This window comes from Nocardia uniformis NBRC 13702, assembly GCF_001613345.1.
GTDB classification, from domain to species: Bacteria; Actinomycetota; Actinomycetes; order Mycobacteriales; family Mycobacteriaceae; genus Nocardia; species Nocardia uniformis.
Genome location: NZ_BDCE01000118.1, coordinates 1 through 24564, shown reverse-complemented (window position 1 = coordinate 24564; position 24564 = coordinate 1). Strand labels below are relative to the sequence as shown.

Genomic DNA, 24564 nt, shown 5'->3' with positions numbered 1-24564 from the left:
AGCGCATCCACGCTGTCATAGATCCTGTTCACTGGCCACGGGGGTGACTCCGGAGCACCACGCCACGTCAGATGGACTATCGCCCAGCGACCATCCTCCAACAAAAGCAGCACATCATCGGACGCCTGCGCCCGGGCAACCGCCTCTCCCTGATATCCACCAGCGGATGTTCGGGCGAAAGCTCGGCAACCAGTTCACACTCGAGAGCCGAGCGCTGACGTACCCATCACGGCCTCGCAGGTCCCACCACGAAACCGGCAGCTCTGGATACTCGACCAATTCCGCCATAACCAGCAGAGTTCCACACCACTACGCCCCCAAATCGCCGCAACCTCTCCGCTTGACGACCGTCCTAGGGGCACCCCGATAACGAAGCGGCCGTGCCCAACTGGGCACGGCCGCTTCGGGTTATGAGTTGCTTCAGCGCACGGTGTGCACGATCAGCACGTCGGTGTGGGACTTGCGGGCCACGTCCGACGGGACCGAGCCGAGCAGGCGGCCGGTAATAGTGTTGAGGCCGCGGTTTCCGACCACGAGCAGATCGGCCTCCACCTCCTTGACCAGGGTCAGCAGTGATTCCACGGGCTCGCCGACGACGGACTTCTCCACAATGTTCGTGGCTCCCGCGGCGGTGGCCTTCTCGCGGGCGATGCGCAGGATTTCGCTGGTCGGCGCGGAACCCCGCACCTGGTAGGCCTCGTCCTTGAGCACATCGGCGGCGGCGGCCACATCGCGGTCATCGGTCGGGTAGTAGGCGCACGCGATGTAGAGCGTCGCGCCCGCGGCACCGGCCAGCGCGGCGGCCCGCTCGACGGCGACGTACGACGAGTTCGAGCCATCGGTACCGACGACAATGCTCCGGTAGGCGGTCATTATCTCCTCCAACAGTGAGTCGGGTGCCGGACACCGATACAGGGCGTCACGGCAACTTGCGCCTGACAATAGCGGCATAGCAGGCGGAAATTTTCGATATCGCAACACATCACACTCGCGCGCCGCGGGGCATCGAGCACACATTCTCCGTGATTGCGCCGAGATGGCCCTGACTACCAGCGCAAGCCGTATCGGCCCGCGCGATTTCGCGTATATCCGAAGTCTATTGCGCGCGTGGGAGATTCATCACAATGCTGGTAGAGGTCATAAAATGCCCCGGCCCGCCCGCGGCGGTGGTGCCGCCACGGGCGGGCCGGAAATCGGTCCCTGAATCAGGGCCACGGGCGATGATCAGCCCAGAACAGGCCCAGCAGCCAGCCGATGAGATCCATACGTTTTCTCCCTCTGAACGCAAGTATTGCGGCGCAATACTAACGCGCCGCGGCGCTCAGCCGAGACTGAAAAGCGGCCCCGTAATGGACAATCCGAGTTCGGGGGTGTGGGCGAAGAACGCGAACAGCGCAATCGCGGCACCCGCCAAGGAGATGTCCTTGTTGAACTGGATCATCTCGGTCTGCTTGGCCGTCGGATCGGTCTCCTTCCAGAAGGCATGCATCAGGAAGGCCGTGGGCAGCAGGAACACCACCAGCAGCAGGGCACCGAGATCGGCCCACACCCCGAGCAGGATCATCAGTGCGCCGAGTACCAGCAGCACACCGGATGCCTGCACGGCGAGCTTCGGTGCCGGGATACCTTTCGACTGCGCGTATCCGGCCATGGCGTCGGTCTGGGTGAGGTGCGCGATACCCGAGCCCAGGAAAACGACCACGAACAGGATTCGTCCGATCAACACCAGAACATCCATTGCTGCTCCTTTGTCGGGTCGGCGACCAGCACCTTCGGCGCTATGGCTACCAACCGCCCGGTGATGCGGCTATCCCTCGGACGCTAATGCGGAACGGGCATATTCCAGCGGAGGCATACCGATCTCGCTGGCGAATTCGCGGGAGAAGTGCGCCTGATCGAAGTAGCCGAGTTCGACCGCCAGGTCGGCCAGGTCGGTGGTGCGGCCCTCGGCCAGCAGGTGCGCGCCGTCCTGGAGTCGGTAGCGGCGCAGCACCCATTTGGGGCCCGCGCCGACGTAGCGGCGGAATAGTCGTTGCAGAGAGCGGACGGGGATGTCGAAGCGGTCGGTGACCTGGTCGACGCGGGTGAGGTCCGGATCGTGCTCCATCGCGGTGACGATGTCGAGGACCAGGCGGTAAGCGGTGTCGTCGGATATGGCGCGGTGCTGCGCGACATCGGCGAGGAAACTCTCGACGATCGCGCGCCGCTCCTCGAGCGTCGCGGCGGCGAGTACCTGCTCGGTGAGACCGACGGCCTCGGGCAGTACCTCGGTGAGCTCGACGGCGGTGTCGCGGATCGCACCGACATCGAGGCCGGTGAAGGCACCGAAACCGCCCGCGCGGAATTTGACACCGAATGTCTCACCCTCGCCGTGCAATTCGCGAATGTACTTGGTGGTGGTCACGCCGGTGATGAAGCCGCCGGTGTGGTCGGGCTCGCGTTCGAAGGTGAGGTTGACCGCCGGATAGGACAGGATCTCGGAGCGGTAGGTGGGTAGTCCGCGCCGATCCCATCGCACGGCCCAGTACCACTCGACGTAGCGGTTCACCGCCGGACCGGCGGAGAGTCTGCTGTGGGTGAAGGTTCGAAGTTGTTCGCGCGGACGGAGAATGCCCTTCGCGGTCTCCGGCGGGACGCGGTGCGCGGTGAAGTCGCCGCGGTTGTCGCCAGTCGTGCCTGGAGCGAAGTGTGGGCGGGGGTCGCCGGTAATGCTCACGTCGGAGTCGGCGCGGGCGTCACCGGTCGAGCTCTCAGTGGAGTCGGCGCGGGCCTCACTGGTCGAGCTCTCAGTGGACTCGACGCGGGGGTTGCTGGTCGCACTCACAGCGGACTCGACGCAGGGGTTGCTGGTCGCACTCACAGCGGACTCGACGCAGGCCTCACTGGTCGCGTGTGGGACTCGGTCGGCGAAATCGTCGGTGCTCATGGTCGTACTGTCGCTTTCTTACAAGACCGGCGTTGACCCCGGCGGCAAGAGTTATGACCATGACCAACGCCATGAATCCCAGCACCACAGTGAATCCCATTGCCGAGGGCTACCACTCGATCTCCTGCTTCCTGGCCGTCCCGGACGGCAATAAGGCCATCGACTTCTACACCGCCGTCTTCGGCGCGGAACTCATCTCCCGCAACGACCTCCCCGACGGGCAGCCCGCGCACGCCGAACTGAAGATCGGCGACTCCACCTTCCAGATCGGCGTCCCCATGCCCGACCACGGGGTCCGCGCCCCCGAGGACGACTGGGTGCACACCAGCGTCGTCCACTACTGCCCCGATGTCGACGCGGTGGTGAAGCTGGCCCGCGAGAACAACGCCCGCCTCGGCGAAGACCCGGAAACCTTCGTCAACGGCGAACGCTTCGCCCGCGTCATGGACCCCTTCGGCCACCGCTGGGTCGTCATGACCCGCATCGAGGAGGTCTCCCGCGAGGAGGCCGAGCGCCGCGTCAACGAGTGGCTGGCGCAGCAGTCCTGACTCCGTACGCGCGGTGGTGAGAGGCCGTGGGGCACCCAGCCGACGACAGGATTCGCGCCCGCCCGCGGCATTCGGGCTGGTCGCCAGGACAACCGTGCCCGAATCGGCGCATCTTCGCCCCGCATCGCGTCTGGGTCGGGATCCATCCCGACACCGTTTGCCGCGCCACCGGGTGTGGATCCCGGCCACAAGCACGCCGGGATGACGGGGTGACGGGGTGGCCGATCCGACGCAGCTGTACGGCAACGTCGCTGCCGGTCGGCGACAGCGACGTATACCCGCTGCGCGCGCGGATCCGGCGGCAGCTCCACCTGCCCGCTCGCCAATCGCCCGTACCCCAATTCGAGGATCGGGAGATCGGTATCGCGGACCTCGGTGAGCATCCGAGTCGATCCGGCGGCCGGACCGACTCGGGGTACGCGGCATCAGGGGCGGGCGCCGTATGCGTCACGACAATCCGGCCGCGTCCATCCCGCGCAGTTCCTTCTTCAAGTCGGCGATCTCGTCGCGGAGGCGACCCGCCAGCTCGAACTGGAGTTCGCGGGCGGCGTTCATCATCTGGGCGGTCATCTCCTTGATCAGGTCGGCCAGTTCGGCGCGGGGCATGGCCTTGATATCGCGGCCCTCGTAGACGCCCGCGGAGACCGCGCGGCCGGGTTCGCCCTGGGCGCGGCGGCCGCGGCTGGCATTGCGGCCGGAGCCGCCGACCTCGACCTCTGTCTCCTCGGCCTCCTGGTAGACCTGGTCGAGGATGTCGGCGATCTTCCGGCGCAATGGTTTCGGGTCGATACCGCGCTCTTCGTTGTAGGCGATCTGTTTGGCGCGGCGCCGGTCGGTTTCGTCGATGGCCTGGCGCATGGAGTCGGTGATCTTGTCGGCGTACATGTGCACCTCGCCCGAGACATTGCGGGCGGCGCGGCCGATGGTCTGAATGAGGCTGGTGCTCGACCGCAGGAAACCTTCCTTATCGGCGTCGAGAATCGCGACCAGGGAGACCTCGGGCAGGTCCAGGCCCTCACGCAGCAGGTTGATGCCGACGAGGACGTCGTATTCGCCCAGGCGCAGCTGCCGCAGCAGTTCCACGCGGCGCAGGGTGTCGATTTCGGAGTGCAGGTAGCGCACTCGGACACCGAGACCGAGCAGATAGTCGGTGAGATCCTCCGCCATCTTCTTGGTCAGCGTGGTGACCAAAATGCGTTCGTCACGCTCGGTGCGCAACCGGATCTCGTGGACCAGATCGTCGATCTGACCCTTGGTCGGCTTCACCACCACCTGCGGATCGACCAGGCCGGTGGGGCGAATCACCTGCTCCACGAATTCGCCACCGGCCCGGCCCAATTCGTAGTGGCCGGGGGTGGCGGACAGGTAGACGGTCTGCCCGATCCGGTCGGCGAACTCCTCCCAGGTGAGCGGTCGGTTGTCGATGGCCGACGGCAGCCGGAAGCCGTATTCGACGAGATTGCGCTTGCGCGACATATCGCCCTCGTACATACCGCCGATCTGCGGCACGGTCACATGCGATTCGTCGATGACGAGCAGGAAGTCGTCCGGGAAGTAGTCGATGAGCGTCGCCGGGGCCGAACCCGCCGGGCGGCCGTCGATGTGGCGGGAGTAGTTCTCGATACCCGAGCAGAATCCGACCTGTTTGATCATCTCCAGGTCGTACTGGGTGCGCATCCGAAGCCGTTGCGCCTCCAGGAGTTTGCCCTGCTTCTCCAGCTCCGCGAGCCGCGTCTCGAGTTCGGCCTCGATCTGCTGGACCGCCTTATCCATGCGGTCGGGCCCGGCGACATAGTGGGTGGCCGGGAAGATGCGCACCATATCCACCTGCCGCACCACATCGCCGGTGAGTGGATGCAGGTAGTACAGCGCCTCGATCTCGTCACCGAAGAATTCGATGCGGACCGCGAGTTCCTCATAGGACGGAATGATCTCGACGGTATCGCCGCGCACCCGGAACGACCCGCGCGTGAACGCCATGTCATTGCGGGTGTACTGCACATCCACCAGCAGTCGCAGCAGTCGATCGCGGTCGACCTCGGTGCCGACCTCCAGCGTGACCGACCGATCCAGATACGACTGCGGCGTACCGAGGCCGTAGATGCACGACACCGATGCCACCACGACCACATCGCGCCGCGACAGCAGACTCGACGTGGCCGAATGCCGCAGCCGCTCGACATCGTCGTTGACCGAGCTGTCCTTCTCGATATACGTATCGGTCTGCGCCATATACGCCTCGGGCTGGTAGTAGTCGTAGTACGAGACGAAGTACTCGACCGCGTTATTGGGCAGCATCTCGCGCAACTCGTTGGCCAACTGCGCCGCGAGGGTCTTGTTCGGAGCCATCAGCAGGGTCGGCCGCTGCAACTTCTCGATCAACCACGCCGTCGTCGCCGACTTACCCGTACCGGTCGCACCGAGCAGTACGACATCGCGCTCCCCCGCCCGAATCCGCCGCTCCAACTCCGCGATGGCGGCGGGCTGATCTCCGGCGGGCACATGCTCGCTGACCACCTGGAACTGCCCGTCGGCCCGCTCGATATCGCCGATCGGCCGGAATTCCGAATGCGCCAACGGCAGATCATCGTCCGGGATCTCGGTTGCGAAAGCCATGCTCACCAGACTAGGACGCGCCACCGACAATTTCTCCCACGGTGGTGCGAGGTCACCGCCCCGGCGCTGCGGCCCGGGCAGGTCCGACGATCAGGTCGAGCAGCGCGTCGGCGTCGTGGCGCAGAATTTTCGACGCCTCGGGGTCGCCCGCGAGGTGGCGCAGCAGCGCCTGATGGAAGAGGCCGTCGAACAGCGCGTAGGCCATGGCGTGGCTGACCAGCAGCGGTTGCCCGCACAGATCGGCAAAGCTCTGCACGACATTGGCGATCATCTGCTGGCGGCGAATATCGATCTCGATGATCTCGCCCCGGAAGGAGTCCTCGAACAGACTCTGATTGCGCACGTCGTACCAGAGCCGGTGCATGGGCGCGTCCGTCAGCAATGTGCTGGCCATCAGCGCGGTGAACTCGCGGCGCAGTTCCTCTGCGGTGCGAGAGGTAGCGACAATATCGTCGTAGCGGGTGACGCAGACGGCCTCGTACAGGTGCACCGCGTGGGTGAGCAGTTCGACCTTGTCGCTGAAGTAGTAGTGCAGGACGCCGTGGCTGAATTCCGACTTCTGCGCGATCTCCCGCAGGCTGGTGCGCGCGTACCCCAGTTCGGCCAGCGCGTCCAGCGCCGCCGTTGCCAGCTGCGTCCGGCGCTCGGCGAATTTGTCGACCTGATCGCGGGCACTGCGCGCCCGCTTGTCCACGCTCTCCTTGATCAGCTACTCCTTCGCTGGGTCCGCCGCTGCGGCGAATCCTGCCACTCTATCGCCGAGTCGGCACGCCCGAGCCGCCCGTCTTGACATTTGTCTAACAAAATCTTGACGGTCGTCCAAAGATTGGCGTAGCCTGGGTGACGCTTCGCAAGCCCGTTGATGTTCGCGAGAGACCAAGCCACACAAGCCATCTCGAGCGCAGCTCACGCGCGTGCCCGCACCCCGGGCGCGCCGAAAAAGCACCACCCCTGAGTCATCCCGGCAAGCGCATAGACACCGCACCAGCAGACTTCGGCCCGCGTCCCCCACGGACGGCCGGGGCCGACTTGACGCGAGCCGCTTTCTCGGACCGGCTCGCGACCGTCGGCGAGTTCGCCTGCAACGGATTCACCGACGATCTGCGGTCGAGGCCCCGGCATCCGCCCGCCGGGGCCTCGACGCCTTATCTACCGCCCGGGCAGACCTGCCTCGATGGCGTCGATAATGCGGGGACGCAGTTCGGCCGCCCGGATAATCGCGTCGACCGAACCGACATCCACCGCGCGCTGGATATTGTGTACGCGATCGAATTCGGCGGCCACGTCGCCGAGTTTCTCGGCACGGACAGACGACCAGATCTCGTCACGTTCCGCGGACAGCACCGCACGGTCGGCCCCGGCGGCATTCGCGGCGCGGGTCTCCAGATCACGCACCCGCGGGTCGGCGGCTGTGCGCTTATTGACCTCATTGGAGAACACCACCGCGGCGGCGGGTGCGCCACCGAGCACCGAGGCCACCGAGCCCTCCAACGCCAGCACGGTCATATTCGGATTCAGCGCCTTCGAGAACACCACGAACGCACCGCCGTGATAGCGAGAGATCACGCAGAACACGATGGGGCCCTGGAAGTTCACGATCGCGCGACCGATTTCGGCACCGTATTCGAGCTGCTTCGCGCGCATCGATTCCGGTGAGCCGTCGAAACCCGACAGGTTCGCCAGCACGACCAGCGGGCGGTTGCCGCTGGCCGCGTTGATGGCGCGCGCGGCCTTCTTCGACGAGCGCGGGAACAGCGTGCCCGCCGTGTAGGTGTCGGGGCCGTCGGTGGCCGGGAAACCGCGACGCGGCACGCCCCGCGACTCGATACCCAGCAGGCACACCGGAATTCCGCCGATGCGCACGTCCTGCACCACCGCGGTTTCGGCGTCGGCCATACCCGCCCAGCGTTCCAGCACCGGATGGTCCTGGTCGGACAGCGCGCGCATGACGGTCCGAATATCGAAGGGCTTCTTGCGATCCGGATTGGCGGCAGCCGAAAAGATCTCGCCGACGGTCTTGAAATCGCTGTCCGCCAGCAGATGCGGGAAATCGGAGACGTCGCGATCGATGGGATCGACGGTCTTGGACCGCCTCGGCGACTGCTCGCCGGGCGCCACATAGGTGTGGTCGTAGTGCGACATCAGAATGTCGCGCGCGGCATGCAGATTCGGTGCCCAGTACTGCGCCTGACCGTTCGGGCCCATCACGCGGTCGTAGCCGCCGATACCGAAGTTGTCCTCGGCCGACACACCACCGGAGAAGTCCAGGGCCTGTTTGCCGGTGAGCACCATGGTGGAGTCCGGGGTCATCACCAGAATGCCCTTGGTGTGCATGAGCATGGTGGCCTCGGCGTTCCAATACGGCTGCGCGCCGACATTGATACCCGCGACCACGATATTGATCTCGCCGCCGTCCTGGGTGAATTCGACGATCCGCTTGAGCGCGGCCGCCACCCAGTCCATATTCTCCGTACCCGACTCCATCGAGATGCGGGCACCGGAGGACAGCGCGTACCACTCCAGCGGTACCTGCATCCGTTCGGCGAGATCGAGCGCCGCGATGACCCGGCGGCACTCCGGTTCCGACAGTGCGCCGAGCGATTTCGTCGGATCACCGAGCAGTACCACCCGGGTGACGCCATCGGGATGCTGTTCGGTCGGCGTACTGACCACACCCGCGACGAGTGCGGCCTTATTGCGGCCCTTGGGCCGGTCCACCGGCACCAGCACATGCTCGGCATCGAGGTCGTGCTCGGTGAAATCACCGAGCAGCCCGGTCAACTCGTAGGGGTAGACGGTATTGCGGCTGCTGGCACGCAACACCTTCTGCCGGTACTCGTCGAGCGGTTCGACCGGCTCGTCGGTGCGCTCGACCGTGGTCACCTCGGTGCCGCCGGTGGCGTCGAAGGAAATGCGCACCGCGATCTTGGCCAGCTCATCGGCATCGGCGTCGCGCTGCCGGGCGATGAGCAGGATCTCCTCCAGCCCGGCACCCGCGGCCGCGGGCCGCACATGTCCGGCGATGGTCTCCAATTCGGCGCGGGTGACGTCGACCGGTGGCCAGATGTACATGACGATGCGGTTGGTATTGAGCCGCTTGGCCGTCGACCGCAGCGCCTGTGCCCGCCGGATGGAGTCGAGGCAGGTGGCAATGGTGGTCTCGGCCGTCGGCAGTGCCAGCAGCCGACCGTCGTGCTCCCGCAGTGCGGCCAGGTCACGGACCTGCGCGAAGGCAATGAGCCGCTCGTCGGACGGGTTCTCCTTGGCCACGGCCCGGAACAGGTACACCTCTTCGTCGTCCGAGGACGGCAGTCGGGTGAGGTCGAACTTGTGCAGTCGCTTCATCTGCATCCGCTGCGCGATGTAGGGGTGCAGACCGCGGATGAGTCGCTCCTCGGCCATACCGGTGGCCGACGGACGGAAGGTGAAGTGGTGGTGCATGACCGCGCCACCGCTGCCCGCGACCGTGGCGGTGATGCGGTGCACCTGGTTCGACAGTGGTTGCGCGTTGAGGACTTCCTCGAGGGCAGCCGCCATCTCGTCGAAGTCCTCCGGCTGCTTCTCCCAGCCGAGATAGATATCGGCCTCGATGGAGGCGGCGCCGCTTGCCAATTCGGCGAGACCGCGCAGCACGGTATCGAGCGCGTCGAAACTCACTGCGGCCGATACCAGGCTCAGGCCCCGGCGCTCGGCGATCACGAACGTGCAGCCGTCCGCCTCGTGGGTGCGCACGCCGGTGAGCCCCTTGTTGCCGTAGTACCGGCGGGTCAGCACCTCCAACATGGCCGTGTTGTCCAGCTTGCCGCGCACCAGTCGCTGGCCGAGCAGGCGCACCAGCGGTTCGGTGCTGCGCACCATATCGGAGATGCGTTCGACCCGATCGGGCGTATTCGGGTGGGTGTCGAGGTAGGTCAGCTGTTTGCGGACATTGGTGTAGACCCGGGCGCGATTGCGGCGCAGCAGTGGCAGGCCGTACCAGGCGTAGACCACACCGCGGGCGAGGTCGGAGATCACCGGGAAGCGCACCTGTGTCGCCGCCACCAGGCGCTCCAGCGCCAATCCGACCGGTTCGCGCAGTGCGCGGTCCGGCACCGGCTCGCGCACCCACCCGCGCAGCAGTGTCGTAATCACCGTGACGGTGTCGGACGGCCGTTGCTGGGCGAGGAAGATCCGGAACACCGCGGCTTCGAGCTCGGGGCCGCGATCCAGTTCGGTGACGCCGTAGTGTCCGAGCGCCTGACTGAGCTTGGCCTGGTAGGACTGCGGCAGTCCGGCCCGCTCGACATCGAGGCTCTGCAGATAGGTATGGAAGAACTCGCGGGCGCTGTGCACGTGGCCATTGCCGCCGTCCTCGTCCCACGATCGGTTGTGGCTCAGTTCGGCGAGGTCGGCGAAGACCTCCACGAGTTCGAGTTCTTCGGCGAGCGGTCGACGATTGTCCGCGATGGCCGCCGCACGGATGGCGAGGTAGTCCTCCAGCACGCGCTGATCGTCGTGCGGGTCGACATCGAATCCCAGCAGCAGACTGCGCAGGTCCTGCAGGCTGCGGGCGATCCGCTCATGCGGTTGGACCGGTGTGGCCTCGGGCAGATCGAATTCGACCGCGCCGACCGCGGCGGTATCGGTCTCCGCGTCGTCGTCGGCGAGCGGTTCCAGCCGCATCAGGGGCGCGCCGGTCTCCACCTGGCTGCCGACCGATACCGCGCATTCCTTCAATCGGGCCCGGAACGGCGCGCGCAGCACCGTTTCCATCTTCATGCTCTCCAGCACCAGAATCGGCGCGCCCGCCTCGACCTCGGCACCGACCGCCAACGGTGTGGCGACCACCAGCGCGGGGGCGGGTGAGCGGACGACGCCGCCCTCGTCGCGGCTGATGCGATGGGTGACGCCGTCGACATCGACCACATGGATCGGTCCGTGGGTGCCGGTGGTCAGCCGGTAGCGGATGCCATTGACCACGATCTGGCCGGTGTGGTCGTCGAAGCGCTCCAGATCGACGTCGGCGGTGCGGATATCGCCTCCGGCCTCGATGCCGATCCGGAACCGGTGCGCACCGATGCGGGCGACGCGCACCCGGTAGCCGACGCCGCGCAACTTCAGGTCGCGGGGTCGACCGCTCTCGTGCTGCACCTGCGGACGGCCACCGGATGCGGTGGACAGCAGCCGATGCCGTTCGGCGCGTTCGTCTTCCTCGTAGCCGTCGATAGCGGCGGCGGCCAGCGCGACGGTGGAGTGGCGGTGCGATACCAGGCGGCCCTCGCCGCGCACGCGGTCGATCCAGCCGGTATCCGCGCTGCCGTCGATGACCTCGGGCTGGATCAGCAGGTCGAGGACGAAGCTCTTGTTCGTCGCACCGCCCTCGATGACCACCCGGGTCTGCGCGACCGCGCGACGCAGTCGGCCCAGCGCCTCATTGCGGTCGCGGCCATAGGCGATGATCTTGGCGATCATCGAGTCGAAATCGGCGGGGATCGTATCGCCCTCGCTGACACCGGTGTCGACGCGGATACCCGGCCCGGCGGGCAGGTTCAGCCGGGCGATGCGGCCCGGTGCGGGAGCGAAATCGCGGTCGGGGTCTTCGGCATTGAGCCGGGCCTCGATGGCGTGGCCGCGCTCGGCCGGGGGGTCGCCCTCGAGGCGGCCGCCGGAGGCCACCAGCAGCTGTGCCCGGACCAGGTCGAAACCGGTAGTGGACTCGGTAATCGGGTGTTCGACCTGCAGGCGGGTATTGACCTCGAGGAAGGCGAACAGCTCATCGCCGGGGTGGTAGAGGAATTCGACCGTCGCCGCGCCGCGATAGCCGACCGCGATCGCCAGGCGTTCGGCCGAGGCCTTGAGTTCGGCCACCTGCTCGGGGGCCAGCACCGGGGACGCCGATTCCTCGATGACCTTCTGATTGCGGCGCTGCACCGAGCAGTCGCGGACGCCGAGCGCCCACGCGGTGCCCTGACCGTCCGCGATCACCTGGACCTCGACGTGGCGGGCTCCGGTGACCAGTCGTTCCAGGAAGACGACGCCACTGCCGAAGGCGCGCGCCGCTTCCTGGCGGGTGCGCTCGTAGGCGTCGACGAGTTCGGCCTCATTGGTGATTACGCGGATACCGCGCCCGCCGCCGCCCGCGGTGGCCTTCAGCATCAGTGGGTAGCCGACCTCCGCCGCGGACGTCAAGGCCTCGTCCAGGGATTCGACCTCGCCGCGGCTCCACGGCGCGACCGGCACGCCGACCTCCTCGGCGATCAGCTTCGCGCCGATCTTGTCGCCGAGTTTGCGCATGGCCTCCGGGCTGGGGCCGATGAAGGTGACCCCGATCTGCTCACACAGCTCCGCGAACGCCGGATCCTCGGCGACGAAACCCCAACCGACCCAGGCGGAGTCGGCCTTGGTCTCCAGGAGGGCGCGTTCGAGCGCCTTCAGGTCGAGATACGGGCGCGCGGATGCCGGGCCGAGGTCGTAGGCGATGTCAGCTTCCCGCACGAATGTCGCGTTTCGGTCGACATCGGTATGCAGGGCGACGGTTTCGATCGGTAATCCGGTTTCCGCGGCCAAATCTCGGGCTGCATGGATGAGCCGCATGGCGGCTTCTCCCCGGTTAACGATGGCGATGCGGCTGAACACTCGCCAGCTCCTTCCACAGCACAGGCCCGATCGGGCGAGGGGTTGCGACTGCCGGTCCCGCGTAGTGTGCACCTCTATTGCGGGTGGGCGCACACCGTGTCGGTGTTACCCGCACGTATCGTAGGCATTGTCTCATCCAGAGCAATGCCCGCGGCCCGGTGCCAGATGGATTGACCTGCAACGTTTTCTGATTTTCCGGGCCGTGCGCCGGCGCTGCCCGATCCGATCGGCGGGTGCTATCAGGGGCTCGGAAGCGCTCCGCCGCGACGAAAAGAGGTGGTCAGTGTGGCCGACATTCTCGAGGTACTGCACGCTCGCTGCGCCGAGATCGCGGGCGAGGCGATCCTCTCCGGACAGGAACATCCACATCTCACGCTGACCACTCGCGAGGTGGAGGATCTCCTGGACCACATTTCGGATCTGCACCGTCGCTACGGGGAAATCGACCTCGCCTACCGCGACCTCGACCACCGGTACACCGTGCTGCGGGCGGCGACCAGCGAAGCCACCGCCTCGCTGGAGCGGATCCGGACCGTCCTGGAGCAGCGCAGCGCGCACCCGGAAGCGCTGGTCCGCCAGGCGGCCACCATCGCCCGGTTCGCTGCCGAGAACCTCACCGCCGCGACGCGAAGTTGAGCTAGCCGCGGCCCGATCCGGGCCGCGGCAGGGGGGCTAGGAGGAGAAGGTGACCGTCCAGTGGCGCAGGTTGCCCTGGTAGATCACCGCGACGCCGACCTTCTTCAACCTGCTGTCGAGGATGATCGCGCGGTGGCCGGAGGAATTGGCCCAGAACTTCATGGCGTCGGCCGGGGTCGCGTAGGTGCCGTAGTAATTGATCTCAGCTATCCGGGAGGCGCTCGGGACGCCGCACTGCGCGAAGCGAGTGGGGATATTGCGGCCCAGGCTGTCCACGTGATTGGACGGAGAGAAGCCACGTTTGGCGCTGTCGACGCTGGCCCATTCGGCGGAGCGGGACAGGGTGTCGGTGTGCGTGACGGCAGCCAAACCGGCGTGGGCACGCATCTTATTGATGGCGTTGAAGACTTCGGGCTCTATACCGCGCAGGGCGATGGAGGCGGGATCGACATCGCAATTGACGAGCGATCCGGCAGCGGCCGTCGGCATGGCGAACAGTCCGAGACCGGCGGTGATCGCGAATGCCAGTGCGGCGGCGGAGGTTTTGGCGGACGTCTTAGCGGAGGTCTCGAGTTTCATCGGGATTCCTCGGTGCGAAGCGGAAATGCTTGCGCTCAGCGTCCCGCCGGTCGCTAATCGGTTTTCAACGGTGGACTAATGGCCGCCCGACAATGAAGGGCCGCACGGGATTCGGACCGGTCGACCCTCCGCGATACGCCGGGAATCGGGCATTTACGCTCGGCTCATGGCAATCCGACCGATCTTGATCGCCGGTGACCCCCGATTGGCCGCAGCGGCCACGCCGGTCACCGCCTTCGATGACGAACTCGCCGCATTCGTCGCCGATCTATTCGAAACCAATACCGCCGCCCGTGGCGCGGGCCTGGCCGCGAATCAGGTCGGCGATCCGCGCGCGGTCTTCGTCTACGACCTGCTCGACGGTGGGGTGCGCCATCGCGGCCATATTGTGAATCCGGTGCTGGAGACCTCCGAGATTCCGGAGACCATGCCGGATCCGGAGACCGATCTCGAGGGGTGCCTCTCGGTGCCGGGCGAATGGTTTCCGACCGGGCGGGCCGACTGGGCCAAGGTGTCCGGCGTCGATATGCATGGACAACCGGTCTCGGTGGAGGGCACCGGGTATCTCGCGCGCTGCCTACAGCACGAGGCCGATCACCTCACCGGGCATCTGTACCTGGACCGGCTCATCGGCCGCAATCAGCGGGCCGCGCGCCGCGCGATCAAGCATCGGCGCTGGACCGAACCCGGCAATTCGTGGCTGCCGGGTCGCGATCCCGATCCGTTCCACTAGCCGTCGCGGGTTGCCGCACGAGTAGCGAAAACCCCTGGTGCGCATTGCCGGAAGCCGCCGGACACGCTGACTCATTCACGTCGGCTATATCCCGTTTGCGCAGGTGTAGCCTGGTCACGCTGGTCGGATCTACCTCAGAAGGGCAGGGCGATGACCGGTCTACTCCCATTGCTTGGCACGGTGCCCGCGGCTGACGGCATCGCGGAATACGACGCGCGGGACACTCGCGGTGTTCCCCCACCGAATTCGATCGTGGACGCCGTCGCGGACACGGGCACACACGACACGACGGCCCCGAAATCCCCGCACGCGCCCCGGTCGGAGTACTTCAATCTCGCGGAGTTGACCCGCACCGATACCCGGGGGTTCGTGAAATCGGTGGAGACCTACCGCGCCGAACCGTGGGGTCTGTACCTCGCGCGGACCGTGGAACATCCGCACTTCCGATATCTCGAATCCTGGCTGCTGCCCGCGCTGTCCTTGCGGGTCACGGTGCGGCATCGGGGGCCCGCCCACGACCGTGGCCAGACCTACTACCTGGAGGTCGGTGACTACGCCGCGATCGCGCCCAAGAAATGGCGCGCCGAGGGGCACTATCTGCGGGTGGTGGCGCGACCCGGACATCCGGCGGAGCTGGCCGGTGTCGACGAATTGCTCGCCGCGCACGCCGCGGGTCGGCTCGATACCGCGCGCACGATCGCGACGGTCGAGCACGCGATCGCGGCGGTGGAGGGTATTGCCGCGCACGGGCATCGGCTGGAGAACTGGCTCGCGGCAGAGGGCATCACGCTCACCTGGTTGTGAACCTCCGCTGAGCTTGCGCTACGAGGAGTCACCCGGTTCGCCTTGCGCTCGGACCGAGTGGCTCCCCCAGCGATCACGCCGGCAGCTGCCGGACTGCTCCGGCCGCCCGCCAGCCGAGCGGACTAGCCGGACAGGCTCGGAATCAGACCGCCCAGACCGCCGCCGCAACCGCCCGAGGCACTACCCGAGCCGCCACCGGATTCGGCCACCGTCACCGAGATCGAATCGCTGATCAGGATCTGGCGTGCCTCCAGCTTGTGCACGCCCGCGGTCGACGGCGTCCACTTGATGGTGACCTTATTGCTGAGCAATGACGGGCTGACCGGACTACCCGGCAGTTCCTTGCCATTGTCGGTGAACTTCACCGTGCTGATCCGGTCGACCTCGACCGAGGCGGTGAGCGTGTAGGTGCAGCCCACCTTGTGGTCCTTACCGGACACCTCGAGGTTGCCGACCCAGGCGCTGGCATTGGGTGCGGCCAGAACAATGACCGCCGCCATCGCACCGAAGGTGGTGAATCCCATACCGACCCGGCGCGCGCGGGTCACCTGTGCGTTCATACTGTGCTTCCCTTATTCGATCCACCCACACCAGCGTGGGGTTGGTCGCACAGTATCGAAATATTGATGTTTCACATTAGGTTTTCCAAGAAATCGCTGCGGAATTTCGCAACACCACCACGACGCGGCCACTCTCCCCTGGACGATCCCCCGCCGAGCAGTAATGCTGAACGCATGACCCAGGCGCCCGCGGTGCACCTGCACCGACCGAAGGTGGAGTTCTTCAACGTCGACGAGCTCACCAATATCGACCCCAAGGGCTTCGTTCGAGCCGTCGAGCGGTACCACATCGAACCGTGGGGCCTGTATATGGCGCGCTCCTCCGACCACCCGGAGTTCCACTACATCGAATCCTGGCTGCTGCCCAGCCTGTCCATCCGGGCCACGGTCTTCCACTTCACCCCGGCGGATCTGCGCGACCAGGACTTCTACGTGGATATCGGTGAATTCAGCCAGGTCAGCGCGACCAAATGGAAGTCGGTGGACCACTACCTGGATCTGGTGGTGCGCACCGGGCGCGATGTGGAGTTGCTCGACGTCGACGAACTACTCGCCGCGCACGCCGCCGGATACCTCGACCTCGCACAGGCACAGCAGGCCATCGAGACGGCCACGGCCACCATCGATGGGATCGCCGCGCACGGGCATGATTTCGATGCCTGGCTGGCGGCGCAGGGCATCAAACTGACCTGGCGGTAGCGCGGTCAGGCCCGCGCGGCCACCACCACATTCACGGCGCGACCCGGGTCCGTATTCGCGTGCAGGCGTTCACCATCGGCCGACGGGTCGGCGGTAACCGGCGGAAAGCCGATGTCCGCCAGCCGATCCCGCAGTGCGTCGGCGACCGCGGTATCGGCCACGGTGATGCGGATATCCAGCACATCCTCGGCGGGCTTGCCCGCAACCGCGGTGGGCCCGACATGGTCGATGCGCTCGGCATCGGCTCCGCAGGCGACGGCCAGGCGGGCGATAATCCGCCGCGCCTGCGCGGGCCATTCCGGATTCGCTTCCACCACCGGCGATTCCACGGGTCGCGCCGCAGGGGTGCGGATGCGCAGGTTGCGCTCGAAGGGTACGAGGCGCTCGTCCCAGAGCTGGTTCACCTCGGCGACCACCGCACCATCGGCGCCGTTGTTGTCGAGCACGACATCAGCGACGGCGCGCCGCTGAGCGTCGGTGGCCTGCGCGGCGATCCGGGCGCGGGCGTCGGCCTCGTCGATGCCACGGAATTCCACCAGTCGGCGCAGCCGGGTCTCCTCGGCGGCATCCACGATTACGACGAGATTCATGAACGGTGCGAGACCGTTCTCGACGAGTAGCGGAATGTCCTGCACGACAATGCCGTCGGCGGGGGCGGCGGCAATGAGTTCGGCGGTGCGCTGCCCGACGAGCGGGTGGGTAATGGAATTGAGCGTCTGGCGCGCCTCGTCGGTGGCGAAGGCCTTGGCGGCCAGTGCGGGTCGATCCAGGCTGCCGTCGGCGGCGAGAATATCGGCGCCGAAGGCGGCCACCAGCGCGGCCAGCCCCACGGTTCCTGGGGCCACCACCTCACGGGCTATCACATCGCTATCGACGAGTACCGCACCTCGTTCAACGAGGCTGCGTGCCACCGTCGACTTGCCTGCTCCCATGCCTCCGGTGAGACCGATTCGCAACATTCGACCAGTCTCGCATTTCCCTGTCGGCCATTCGGCAGCGGCCCGGCACCTGCGGAACAGTCCTAATACCCAGCGTGCGAGGCAAATTCACCTCCCGCACGACTCTTTACTCATTCCGTAATAGTTATGAGACCGCTCCGCAACATTTTTCCAGGAATCCAGACCCCCCGTCGGCAACATTCCGACACGCCGGGGAGGATGTCATGCAAAATCCGGTGCGGCACACTTTCGTTCCACTAAGGTTCGCCGCAGGCGGTACCGGGCCGGTTACACGTAAGCAAAGGAATATCAGTGGGCACCAAAAACATCCAGACGGGTCGCCACCGTCTGGGACTGGCGGGAACCGTGCATTGCACCGAGATCCCCGCCGTAGCAGCAGCTCTCGCCGAGCACCGACGTCCGTGGTTGAGCGCACTGCTCAGCCCTGCCCGGCACAGCTTCGCGGCGATGAGAAAACGCTCCGCCGCGGCCGCCGCGCAATGGGTTCCCGCTACCGCCAACTGATTCGGGCCAGCCGAATCGCATGCGCCTCAATCGAGCCCGAGATACCGGACGATCGCTAGGTCCAGCCTTGTCATGTCCTCACGAGACAGGCACCCGACCGGTTCACCTTTGATGTCGTCCACCCCGATGGAACGGATCTGTTCGATCAGCAATCGTGTTGGAACACCATCGATTTCAATCTCTACTCGCGACGGTGACGATGCCGCGCTGGTGGAGGTGGGAACGATGGTCACGATATTCCAGTCGGTCCGCGACAATACGACGCCGTAGCGGCGACCGCGCTGTTCGGGACCGCGCTTCGCATCCCCGAGGTCCACGCGGTAGATCAGACCCCGGATCACCAGGCATCCGGTTCCGCGTTGATGTCCTCGCCACTGGCCATGATCCGATCGGCGCTCGCTTGCATCTGCTCGTGCCAACGCTCGCGTTCGAGAACACGCAGGGCGCGGCGCAGTACATCGGACGCGGTCTCGCCCGGCTCGGCTAGCTTGTCGACTAGATCTCGATCGGCGGCGGTGGCACGAAAGGCGATAGTACTCATGCCGCCAGTTTAACAAACGTTAAACACGTATCGCCCGAACTCCGCTACACACGCGGATGTCCCCCGGGTCCATCAGGACCCGGGGGACATCTCAGCTCATCTGCTCGCGCCCGTCAGGCGCGGAGAGCATCGATCAGGCGTTGCCCGACAGCTTCTCGCGCAGAGCGGCCAGCTGCGCATCGCTCGCCAGCGACCCACCCGTGGACTCGCCCGCGGCGGACGAGGACGAGGAGGAGGTCGACGCGGGAGCCGCGCCACTCTCGGAGGAGTAGTTCTGCGGTCCACCATTGGCAGCCTCGGCGGCGGCGTCGGCGGCCATCTTCTCCATCTGAGCGGTGTGCATCTTGTGGCGACGCTCGGCCTCGGCGTACCGGGACTCCCACTCCTCGCGGACCTTGTCCGAACCCTCGAGCCATTCGTTGGTCTCGGGATCGAAGCCCTCGGGGAAGATGTAGTTACCCTGGTCGTCGTAACTGTCGGCCATGCCGTACTTCGACGGGTCGAACTCGGCGACGTAATCCTCGTTGGCCTGCTTGAGGCTCAGCGAGATACGACGACGCTCCAGGTCGATGTCGATGACCTTGACCATGGCGTCGTCGCCGACGGCCACAACCTGGTCCGGGACCTCGACGTGGCGCTCGGCCAGCTCGGAGATGTGCACCAGGCCCTCGATGCCCTCTTCGACGCGCACGAAGGCACCGAAGGGAACCAGCTTGGTGACCTTGCCCGGGACGATCTGTCCGATCGCGTGGGTCCGGGCGAACTGACGCCACGGATCTTCCTGGGTCGCCTTGAGCGACAGCGAGACCCGCTCGCGGTCCAGGTCGACGTCGAGAACCTCGACGGTGACCTCGTTGCCGACCTCGACAACCTCGGACGGGTGATCGATGTGCTTCCAGGACAGCTCGGAGACGTGCACCAGGCCGTCGACGCCGCCCAGGTCCACGAAGGCACCGAAGTTGACGATGGAGGACACGACGCCCTTGCGGACCTGGCCCTTCTGCAGCTGGTGCAGGAACTCGGAGCGGACCTCGGACTGGGTCTGCTCGAGCCACGCACGGCGGGACAGGACCACGTTGTTGCGGTTCTTGTCCAGCTCGATGATCTTGGCCTCGATCTCCTTGCCGACGTACGGCTGGAGGTCGCGGACACGGCGCATCTCGACGAGCGAGGCGGGAAGGAAGCCGCGGAGGCCGATGTCCAGGATCAGACCACCCTTGACGACCTCGATGACGGTGCCCTTGACGGCCTCGTCCTTCTCCTTGAGCTCTTCGATGGTGCCCCAGGCGCGCTCGTACTGAGCCCGCTTCTTCGACAGGATCAGGCGGCCTTCCTTGTCCTCCTTGGTGAGAACGAGGGCCTCGACCTCATCACCCACGGAAACGACCTCATTCGGGTCGACATCGTGCTTGATGGAGAGTTCGCGGGAGGGGATGACGCCTTCGGTCTTGTAACCGATGTCGAGAAGGACCTCGTCGCGGTCGACCTTGACGATGGTGCCTTCGACGATATCGCCATCGTTGAAGTACTTGATCGTCTTGTCGATAGCGGCGAGGAAGTCCTCGGCGGTGCCGATGTCGTTAACGGCTACCTGCGGCGAGGTCACAGTAGTGGGCATGTGTTGGGAGGCTCCGGACGGATTGTGGTCGGTAGTGGACATGTGGACTTTCGTTGATTGCTGCGGGCGCACAGCGATGGAACTAACGTTGGTCATGCAACAGCGCGTCGCTGTGGCGGAGCACAACGCTGCACAAAGCATGCGGACTCACAGCACGAATGTCTGCAATACCCGGCTCCTACGGATCTGAATACAGAAGACACTCGCGGAAAACAGCGTACGCGACGTCAGTTGCCCCAAGCAAACAAGGGTGGACGTTCGTGGGTCGTTAGGGTGAGGCCATGTCCGAAGATCACCCCACGCTACCCGACGACGAACGTCACTCCGAGGCGAATGCCCTGCTCGGGACGGCATCGGTGACCCGCGCCAAGATCGGCTCGGTGGACAGTCAACGCGCCAGCCGCCGCTGGTGGGATGCCGACGCGACGCAGTATCACGAGACGCATGCCGAGTTCCTCGGCGTGGACTCCCCCGGCGGTGAGTTCGTGTGGTGCCCGGAGGGTCTGCACGAGGGTGATTGGCGGCTGCTCGGCGATATCACCGATAAGCGCGTCCTCGAGATCGGTTGCGGTTCGGCGCCGTGCTCGCGCTGGCTCGCCGCGCACGGCGCGCATCCGGTCGGGCTCGATATCTCGCGACAGATGCTGGAACGCGGACTGGACGCCATGGCGGCCGGTGGGCCGCGGGTCCCCCTGGTCCAGGCCGGGGCCGAGGAGCTGCCCTTCGCCGACGCATCCTTCGATCTGGCCTGTTCGGCCTTCGGCGGGGTGCCGTTCGTCGCCGACTCCGGTCGGGTGATGCGGGAGGTGGCGCGCGTATTGCGTCCCGGCGGGCGCTGGGTGTTCTCGGTGAATCACCCGATGCGCTGGATCTTTCCCGACGATCCCGGGCCGGAGGGCCTGCGCGCCGCCATCCCCTACTTCGACCGCACCCCTTATGTGGAAGTCGACGCCGACGGCGAACCCACCTACGTCGAACACCATCGCACCATGGGTGACCGGGTGCGCGAGATCGTCGGCGCGGGACTGCTCCTGCGCGATGTGATCGAACCCGACTGGCCGGAATGGCTGGACCGCGAATGGGGGCAGTGGAGTCCGCTGCGCGGCGAAATCTTCCCCGGAACAGCCATTTTCGTGACGGAAAAGCCCGACTGAGCCCATTCGCCGATCCCGGCGATCTTATTTCCTAGACTGGGGCACGTGCCGAGAGCACAAGAGTTGGCCGATCGGGTCGAGCGACATATCAGCGGTGGGTGTACCGCCAAACAGCTGCGCGAGTTGGTACTCGCGGATCTGCGCAGGGCGCTGCCGTTCGAGGGGTATGTCTTCGTACTCACCGATCCGGTGACCCGGGTGGGGACCTCGCCGATGTCGGATCTCCCCCGACTGTCCTGGCCACGGGTGCCGGAGTACATCAGGGCGCGGTATCTGACGCCCGTCAATCGCTGGGACGATCTCCTCGGCAGCGGGGCGCGCTCGCTGCTGGCGGCCACCGGGGGTAAGCCGGAGCGGTCCCTGATCTGGCGTGAAATGCTGCGCGACCTCGGTGTGATCGATACCGCCGCAGTCGCTTTCGGTGACCGCCACGGGTGCTGGGGCTATCTCGAGCTGTTCCGCACCGGGTGGCCGCCCTTCACCTCCGCCGAGACGGCCGCCCTGACCGCATTGAGCGGACCGGTCGCCACCGGATTGCGCGAGGCCCTCGGACGCACCTTCACGCCACCGGATCCGCCGGTCCCGCCGACCGGTCCCGCGACGGTGATACTCGATCCGGAATTGCGGTTGCGCAAGCCGACCGCAGCCGCGGCGGCGGCGCTGCTGCGGCTACATCCCGCGGACGAATCGATGCCGCCGGTACCGAATTCGATCTACAACGCCGGTGCCGCACTCGTCGCCGCCGAACACGAACTGCCGATCGGCCCGACGTGGGCACGGGTGCATCTGGGCGATAGCCGGTGGGTAACGGTAAAGGCGAACCGGACCGATGGCGGTGATATCGCGGTGACGATCGCGCCGAGTACCACGGCGGAGCGATTGGACCTGTTCGCCCGCGCCCACGCGCTGTCGGCGCGAGAGACCGAGGTGCTGTCGCTCCTCGCCGCCGGATTCGACACCCACCGGATGGCGGCGGAAATGACGATCTCCGAGCACACTGTGCACGACCATGTGAAGGCGGTGCTCGCCAAAGGTGGCGCGAGGACGAGGACTACGGTGGTATCCCGGGCCCTCGGTATCACCTAGGCCCGCAACGGAACTCGCTGGCCCGCACTGACGGGGGTCGCCGTCGCGGCATCGATGCCGCGACGACGTGCTGGTTGGGCGTTGACGCTGCGGGGGTCATCGGACGATCACGGCGAACCCACCCGCGCCGGTTCACGCGGTGCGGGTCGCGCCTGGAACCTGCTCGTCCACGACGTCCACGATATGCGCGGCGTGCGAGGTCAACAGGGCCTGCGACTGCGGTGAGGCGGTTACCTTCCGCAGGGTGTCGCGGAAGGCCTCCGCGTCGGGGAGCGTAGCGAAGTCGAGGTCGATGAAGACCCGGTCGGGTGCCTCGCGGACCCGGGATACGCGATAGGAGAGCACCTTGTGCTCGGCGCGCATGCGGTCGAATTTGTCGAACACCGTCTTCCAGGTATCGAAGTCACGCACGGTGTTGTCGATGTGCAGGGTGGTGGTCATCGCGGCCTCCTCGGTAATGGGTTGTGAACCGAGTCTGTGCTCGCAGCGGGCGTGGCGATATCCCCGATTCTGGGGATCTTCCTTCCTAGACTGGGCACGTGCCGAAAGCACAGGAGCTGGCAGACAGGGTCGAGCGACATATCAGCGGCGGGGGTACGGCCAAACAGGTGCGCGAGTTGGTGCTCGCGGATCTGCGGAGGGCGCTGCCGTTCGAGGGGCATGTCTTCATGCTCACCGACCCGGTGACGCGCATTGCCACCTCACCGCTGGCGGACCTACCCGGATTGCCCTGGCCACGACTGCCGGAGTTGATTCGGGCACGGTATCTGACCCCGATCAATCGGTGGGACGCGCTGCTCGGGAGTGCCGCACGATCCTTGCTGGAAGCCACCGACGGCGAGCCCGAACGGTCCCTGGTGTGGCGTGAGGTGCAGCGGGGGCTCGGCGTGATCGATACCGCGACAGTGACTTTCGGCGACCGCTACGGTTGTTGGGGATTTCTCGAGCTGGTCCGGACCGCGTGGCCGCCGTTCACCTCCGCCGAATTGAGTGAACTGACGGCGCTGATCAAACCGGTGACCGCGGGTTTGCGGGAGGCGCTGGGGCGCACGTTCGCCGCGCCGGACGCGCGACTGCCGCCGGTCGGTCCCGCCGTACTGATCCTCGATCCGCAATTGCGGGTGCGGTCGCAGACCGCGGCGGCCGCGGCGGCGCTGCTGCGATTGAATCCACCGGATGAGCCGATGCCGCCGATCCCGAATTCGGTGTACAACGTCGGGGCCGCGCTCATCGCGACCGAACAACAGTGTCCGATCGGCTCACCTTGGTCACGAATCAATCTGGGCGGCAACCGTTTCGTCACCGTGAAGGCAGACCGGATCGGCGGTGGGGATATCGCGGTATCGATCGAACCGAGCACCCCGGCCGAACGCTTGGATCTCTTCGCACGCGCGCACGCGCTGACAGCCCGCGAGACGGAGGTGCTGTCGCTGCTCGCCGCCGGATTCGACTCCCGGCACATGGCGACGGAAATGACGATCTCCGAGCACACGGTGAACGATCATGTGAAGGGAGTGCTCGCCAAATGCACTGCCCGGACGCGGAATGCACTGCTGTCTCGGGTACTCGGCTCCGCCTAGTGGCCAAGGCCTGTGACGGTTCAGGTTCGTGCGCTGATTCTGTGGACTTGCAAAGCTGTTCTCGGGGCCTACGTAGCCGGGTTGGGAGCCGTGGACTGCGGTTCCAGCGGCGTTCGGAATAGCGAGTTGACGACAAATCAGTGTGGTGGCGTCGTCTGCCGTACCCGACCTGCGCTCCCCAGTCAGGTGCGGATCTCACGTTCCTGACGGGGCCGGCTGGCTGTGGTCCCGACTCGAGACACAAGACAAACAGACACAGACTCGTTGGACGCATGATCACCATGCACTGGTGGCGGCATCGATCGAGAGACCCCCTCCACCAGTGCATCGTGACCACACGGTCTCCTCTGCGAGCGGCCCCACAGGCTGAAACCGGGGCAAATGCGACACGACGAAAGAGACCAGG

At 66.1% G+C, this 24564-nt stretch carries 21 protein-coding genes and 1 pseudogene; 9 read left to right on the top strand and 13 right to left on the bottom strand.

All coding sequences use genetic code 11. The features are described from left to right. Positions 1–420 precede the first annotated feature (420 nt). The 3 genes from NU1_RS38380 to NU1_RS38370 all read right to left on the bottom strand — a co-directional run bounded on the left by NU1_RS38380 (position 421) and on the right by NU1_RS38370 (position 2926). On the bottom strand, positions 421–873 hold the full coding sequence (locus NU1_RS38380) for a universal stress protein (protein ID WP_067529182.1): 453 nt from the start codon (positions 871–873) through the stop codon (positions 421–423). 448 nt (positions 874–1321) lie between these two features. Then, positions 1322–1738, bottom strand: coding sequence for a DoxX family protein (locus NU1_RS38375; RefSeq protein WP_067529181.1), 417 nt, complete (start codon positions 1736–1738; stop codon positions 1322–1324). Between the two features lie 69 nt (positions 1739–1807). Continuing rightward, positions 1808–2926 (bottom strand): helix-turn-helix domain-containing protein, encoded by a 1119-nt coding sequence (locus tag NU1_RS38370; protein ID WP_084522192.1) that lies wholly within the window; start codon positions 2924–2926, stop codon positions 1808–1810. 59 nt (positions 2927–2985) lie between these two features. On the opposite strand from NU1_RS38370, the gene NU1_RS38365 reads away from it, so the two are divergent. Continuing rightward, the gene (locus NU1_RS38365) at positions 2986–3474 is read left to right on the top strand and encodes a VOC family protein (RefSeq protein WP_067529200.1); all 489 of its coding nucleotides are present in this window, start codon (positions 2986–2988) and stop codon (positions 3472–3474) included. 447 nt (positions 3475–3921) lie between these two features. Here the strand turns inward: NU1_RS38365 and uvrB are convergent, their stop codons facing one another. The 3 genes from uvrB to NU1_RS38350 all read right to left on the bottom strand — a co-directional run bounded on the left by uvrB (position 3922) and on the right by NU1_RS38350 (position 12705). Next, positions 3922–6090: an excinuclease ABC subunit UvrB gene (gene uvrB, locus NU1_RS38360; protein ID WP_067529179.1), complete on the bottom strand. Its 2169-nt coding sequence runs from the start codon at positions 6088–6090 to the stop codon at positions 3922–3924. Between the two features lie 52 nt (positions 6091–6142). After that, positions 6143–6784: a TetR/AcrR family transcriptional regulator gene (locus NU1_RS38355; RefSeq protein WP_245720505.1), complete on the bottom strand. Its 642-nt coding sequence runs from the start codon at positions 6782–6784 to the stop codon at positions 6143–6145. 455 nt (positions 6785–7239) lie between these two features. Beyond that, entirely contained in the window at positions 7240–12705 is a 5466-nt protein-coding gene (locus tag NU1_RS38350; RefSeq protein WP_067529175.1) for an ATP-binding protein, read from the bottom strand. Positions 12706–12990: 285 nt separating this feature from the next. On the opposite strand from NU1_RS38350, the gene NU1_RS38345 reads away from it, so the two are divergent. Continuing rightward, on the top strand, positions 12991–13341 hold the full coding sequence (locus NU1_RS38345) for a hypothetical protein (RefSeq protein WP_157553563.1): 351 nt from the start codon (positions 12991–12993) through the stop codon (positions 13339–13341). Between the two features lie 36 nt (positions 13342–13377). On the opposite strand, the gene NU1_RS38340 is transcribed toward NU1_RS38345, so the two are convergent. Next, a complete protein-coding gene (locus tag NU1_RS38340; RefSeq protein WP_067529171.1) occupies positions 13378–13920 on the bottom strand; it encodes a CAP domain-containing protein in 543 nt (180 codons plus the stop codon). 166 nt (positions 13921–14086) lie between these two features. On the opposite strand from NU1_RS38340, the gene NU1_RS38335 reads away from it, so the two are divergent. Next, a complete protein-coding gene (locus NU1_RS38335; RefSeq protein WP_067529169.1) occupies positions 14087–14653 on the top strand; it encodes a peptide deformylase in 567 nt (188 codons plus the stop codon). Positions 14654–14803: 150 nt separating this feature from the next. Beyond that, on the top strand, positions 14804–15457 hold the full coding sequence (locus tag NU1_RS38330; protein WP_157553561.1) for a DUF402 domain-containing protein: 654 nt from the start codon (positions 14804–14806) through the stop codon (positions 15455–15457). A 122-nt stretch (positions 15458–15579) separates the two neighbouring features. On the opposite strand, the gene NU1_RS38325 is transcribed toward NU1_RS38330, so the two are convergent. Beyond that, positions 15580–16017 carry a hypothetical protein gene (locus NU1_RS38325; protein ID WP_067529167.1) on the bottom strand — a complete coding sequence of 146 codons (438 nt, stop codon included), beginning with the start codon at positions 16015–16017 and terminating at the stop codon, positions 15580–15582. 174 nt (positions 16018–16191) lie between these two features. Between NU1_RS38325 and NU1_RS38320 the strand changes: the two genes are divergently transcribed. Next, positions 16192–16716, top strand: a complete 525-nt coding sequence (locus tag NU1_RS38320) for a ribonuclease FAU-1 family protein (protein WP_067529165.1) — start codon at positions 16192–16194, stop codon at positions 16714–16716. A gap of 20 nt (positions 16717–16736) precedes the next feature. On the opposite strand, the pseudogene coaE reads toward NU1_RS38320, so the two are convergent. Further along, positions 16737–17675: pseudogene (gene coaE / locus NU1_RS38315) on the bottom strand (dephospho-CoA kinase); the annotation flags it as partial. 291 nt (positions 17676–17966) lie between these two features. Here coaE and NU1_RS40940 point away from each other — a divergent pair. Next, the gene (locus NU1_RS40940) at positions 17967–18179 is read left to right on the top strand and encodes a hypothetical protein (RefSeq protein WP_084522189.1); all 213 of its coding nucleotides are present in this window, start codon (positions 17967–17969) and stop codon (positions 18177–18179) included. Positions 18180–18205: 26 nt separating this feature from the next. On the opposite strand, the gene NU1_RS38310 is transcribed toward NU1_RS40940, so the two are convergent. The 3 genes from NU1_RS38310 to rpsA form a co-directional block, all read right to left on the bottom strand. Further along, positions 18206–18520: a type II toxin-antitoxin system PemK/MazF family toxin gene (locus NU1_RS38310; RefSeq protein WP_169815204.1), complete on the bottom strand. Its 315-nt coding sequence runs from the start codon at positions 18518–18520 to the stop codon at positions 18206–18208. Next, positions 18517–18720 (bottom strand): hypothetical protein, encoded by a 204-nt coding sequence (locus tag NU1_RS38305; protein ID WP_067529163.1) that lies wholly within the window; start codon positions 18718–18720, stop codon positions 18517–18519. Before NU1_RS38305 ends, NU1_RS38310 begins: the two co-directional genes overlap by 4 nt. A 133-nt stretch (positions 18721–18853) precedes the next feature. Then, positions 18854–20338 (bottom strand): 30S ribosomal protein S1, encoded by a 1485-nt coding sequence (gene rpsA, locus NU1_RS38300; protein WP_067529196.1) that lies wholly within the window; start codon positions 20336–20338, stop codon positions 18854–18856. Positions 20339–20619: 281 nt separating this feature from the next. Here rpsA and NU1_RS38295 point away from each other — a divergent pair, with 281 nt between their 5' ends. Continuing rightward, the gene (locus tag NU1_RS38295; protein ID WP_067529161.1) at positions 20620–21492 is read left to right on the top strand and encodes a class I SAM-dependent methyltransferase; all 873 of its coding nucleotides are present in this window, start codon (positions 20620–20622) and stop codon (positions 21490–21492) included. A gap of 45 nt (positions 21493–21537) precedes the next feature. Continuing rightward, a complete protein-coding gene (locus NU1_RS38290; RefSeq protein WP_157553559.1) occupies positions 21538–22578 on the top strand; it encodes a helix-turn-helix transcriptional regulator in 1041 nt (346 codons plus the stop codon). Positions 22579–22710: 132 nt separating this feature from the next. On the opposite strand, the gene NU1_RS38285 is transcribed toward NU1_RS38290, so the two are convergent. After that, positions 22711–23019, bottom strand: a complete 309-nt coding sequence (locus tag NU1_RS38285) for a hypothetical protein (protein WP_067529157.1) — start codon at positions 23017–23019, stop codon at positions 22711–22713. A 98-nt stretch (positions 23020–23117) separates the two neighbouring features. Here NU1_RS38285 and NU1_RS38280 point away from each other — a divergent pair, with 98 nt between their 5' ends. Then, positions 23118–24158, top strand: a complete 1041-nt coding sequence (locus NU1_RS38280) for a helix-turn-helix transcriptional regulator (protein ID WP_067529156.1) — start codon at positions 23118–23120, stop codon at positions 24156–24158. The last annotated feature ends 406 nt before the right edge of the window (positions 24159–24564 follow it).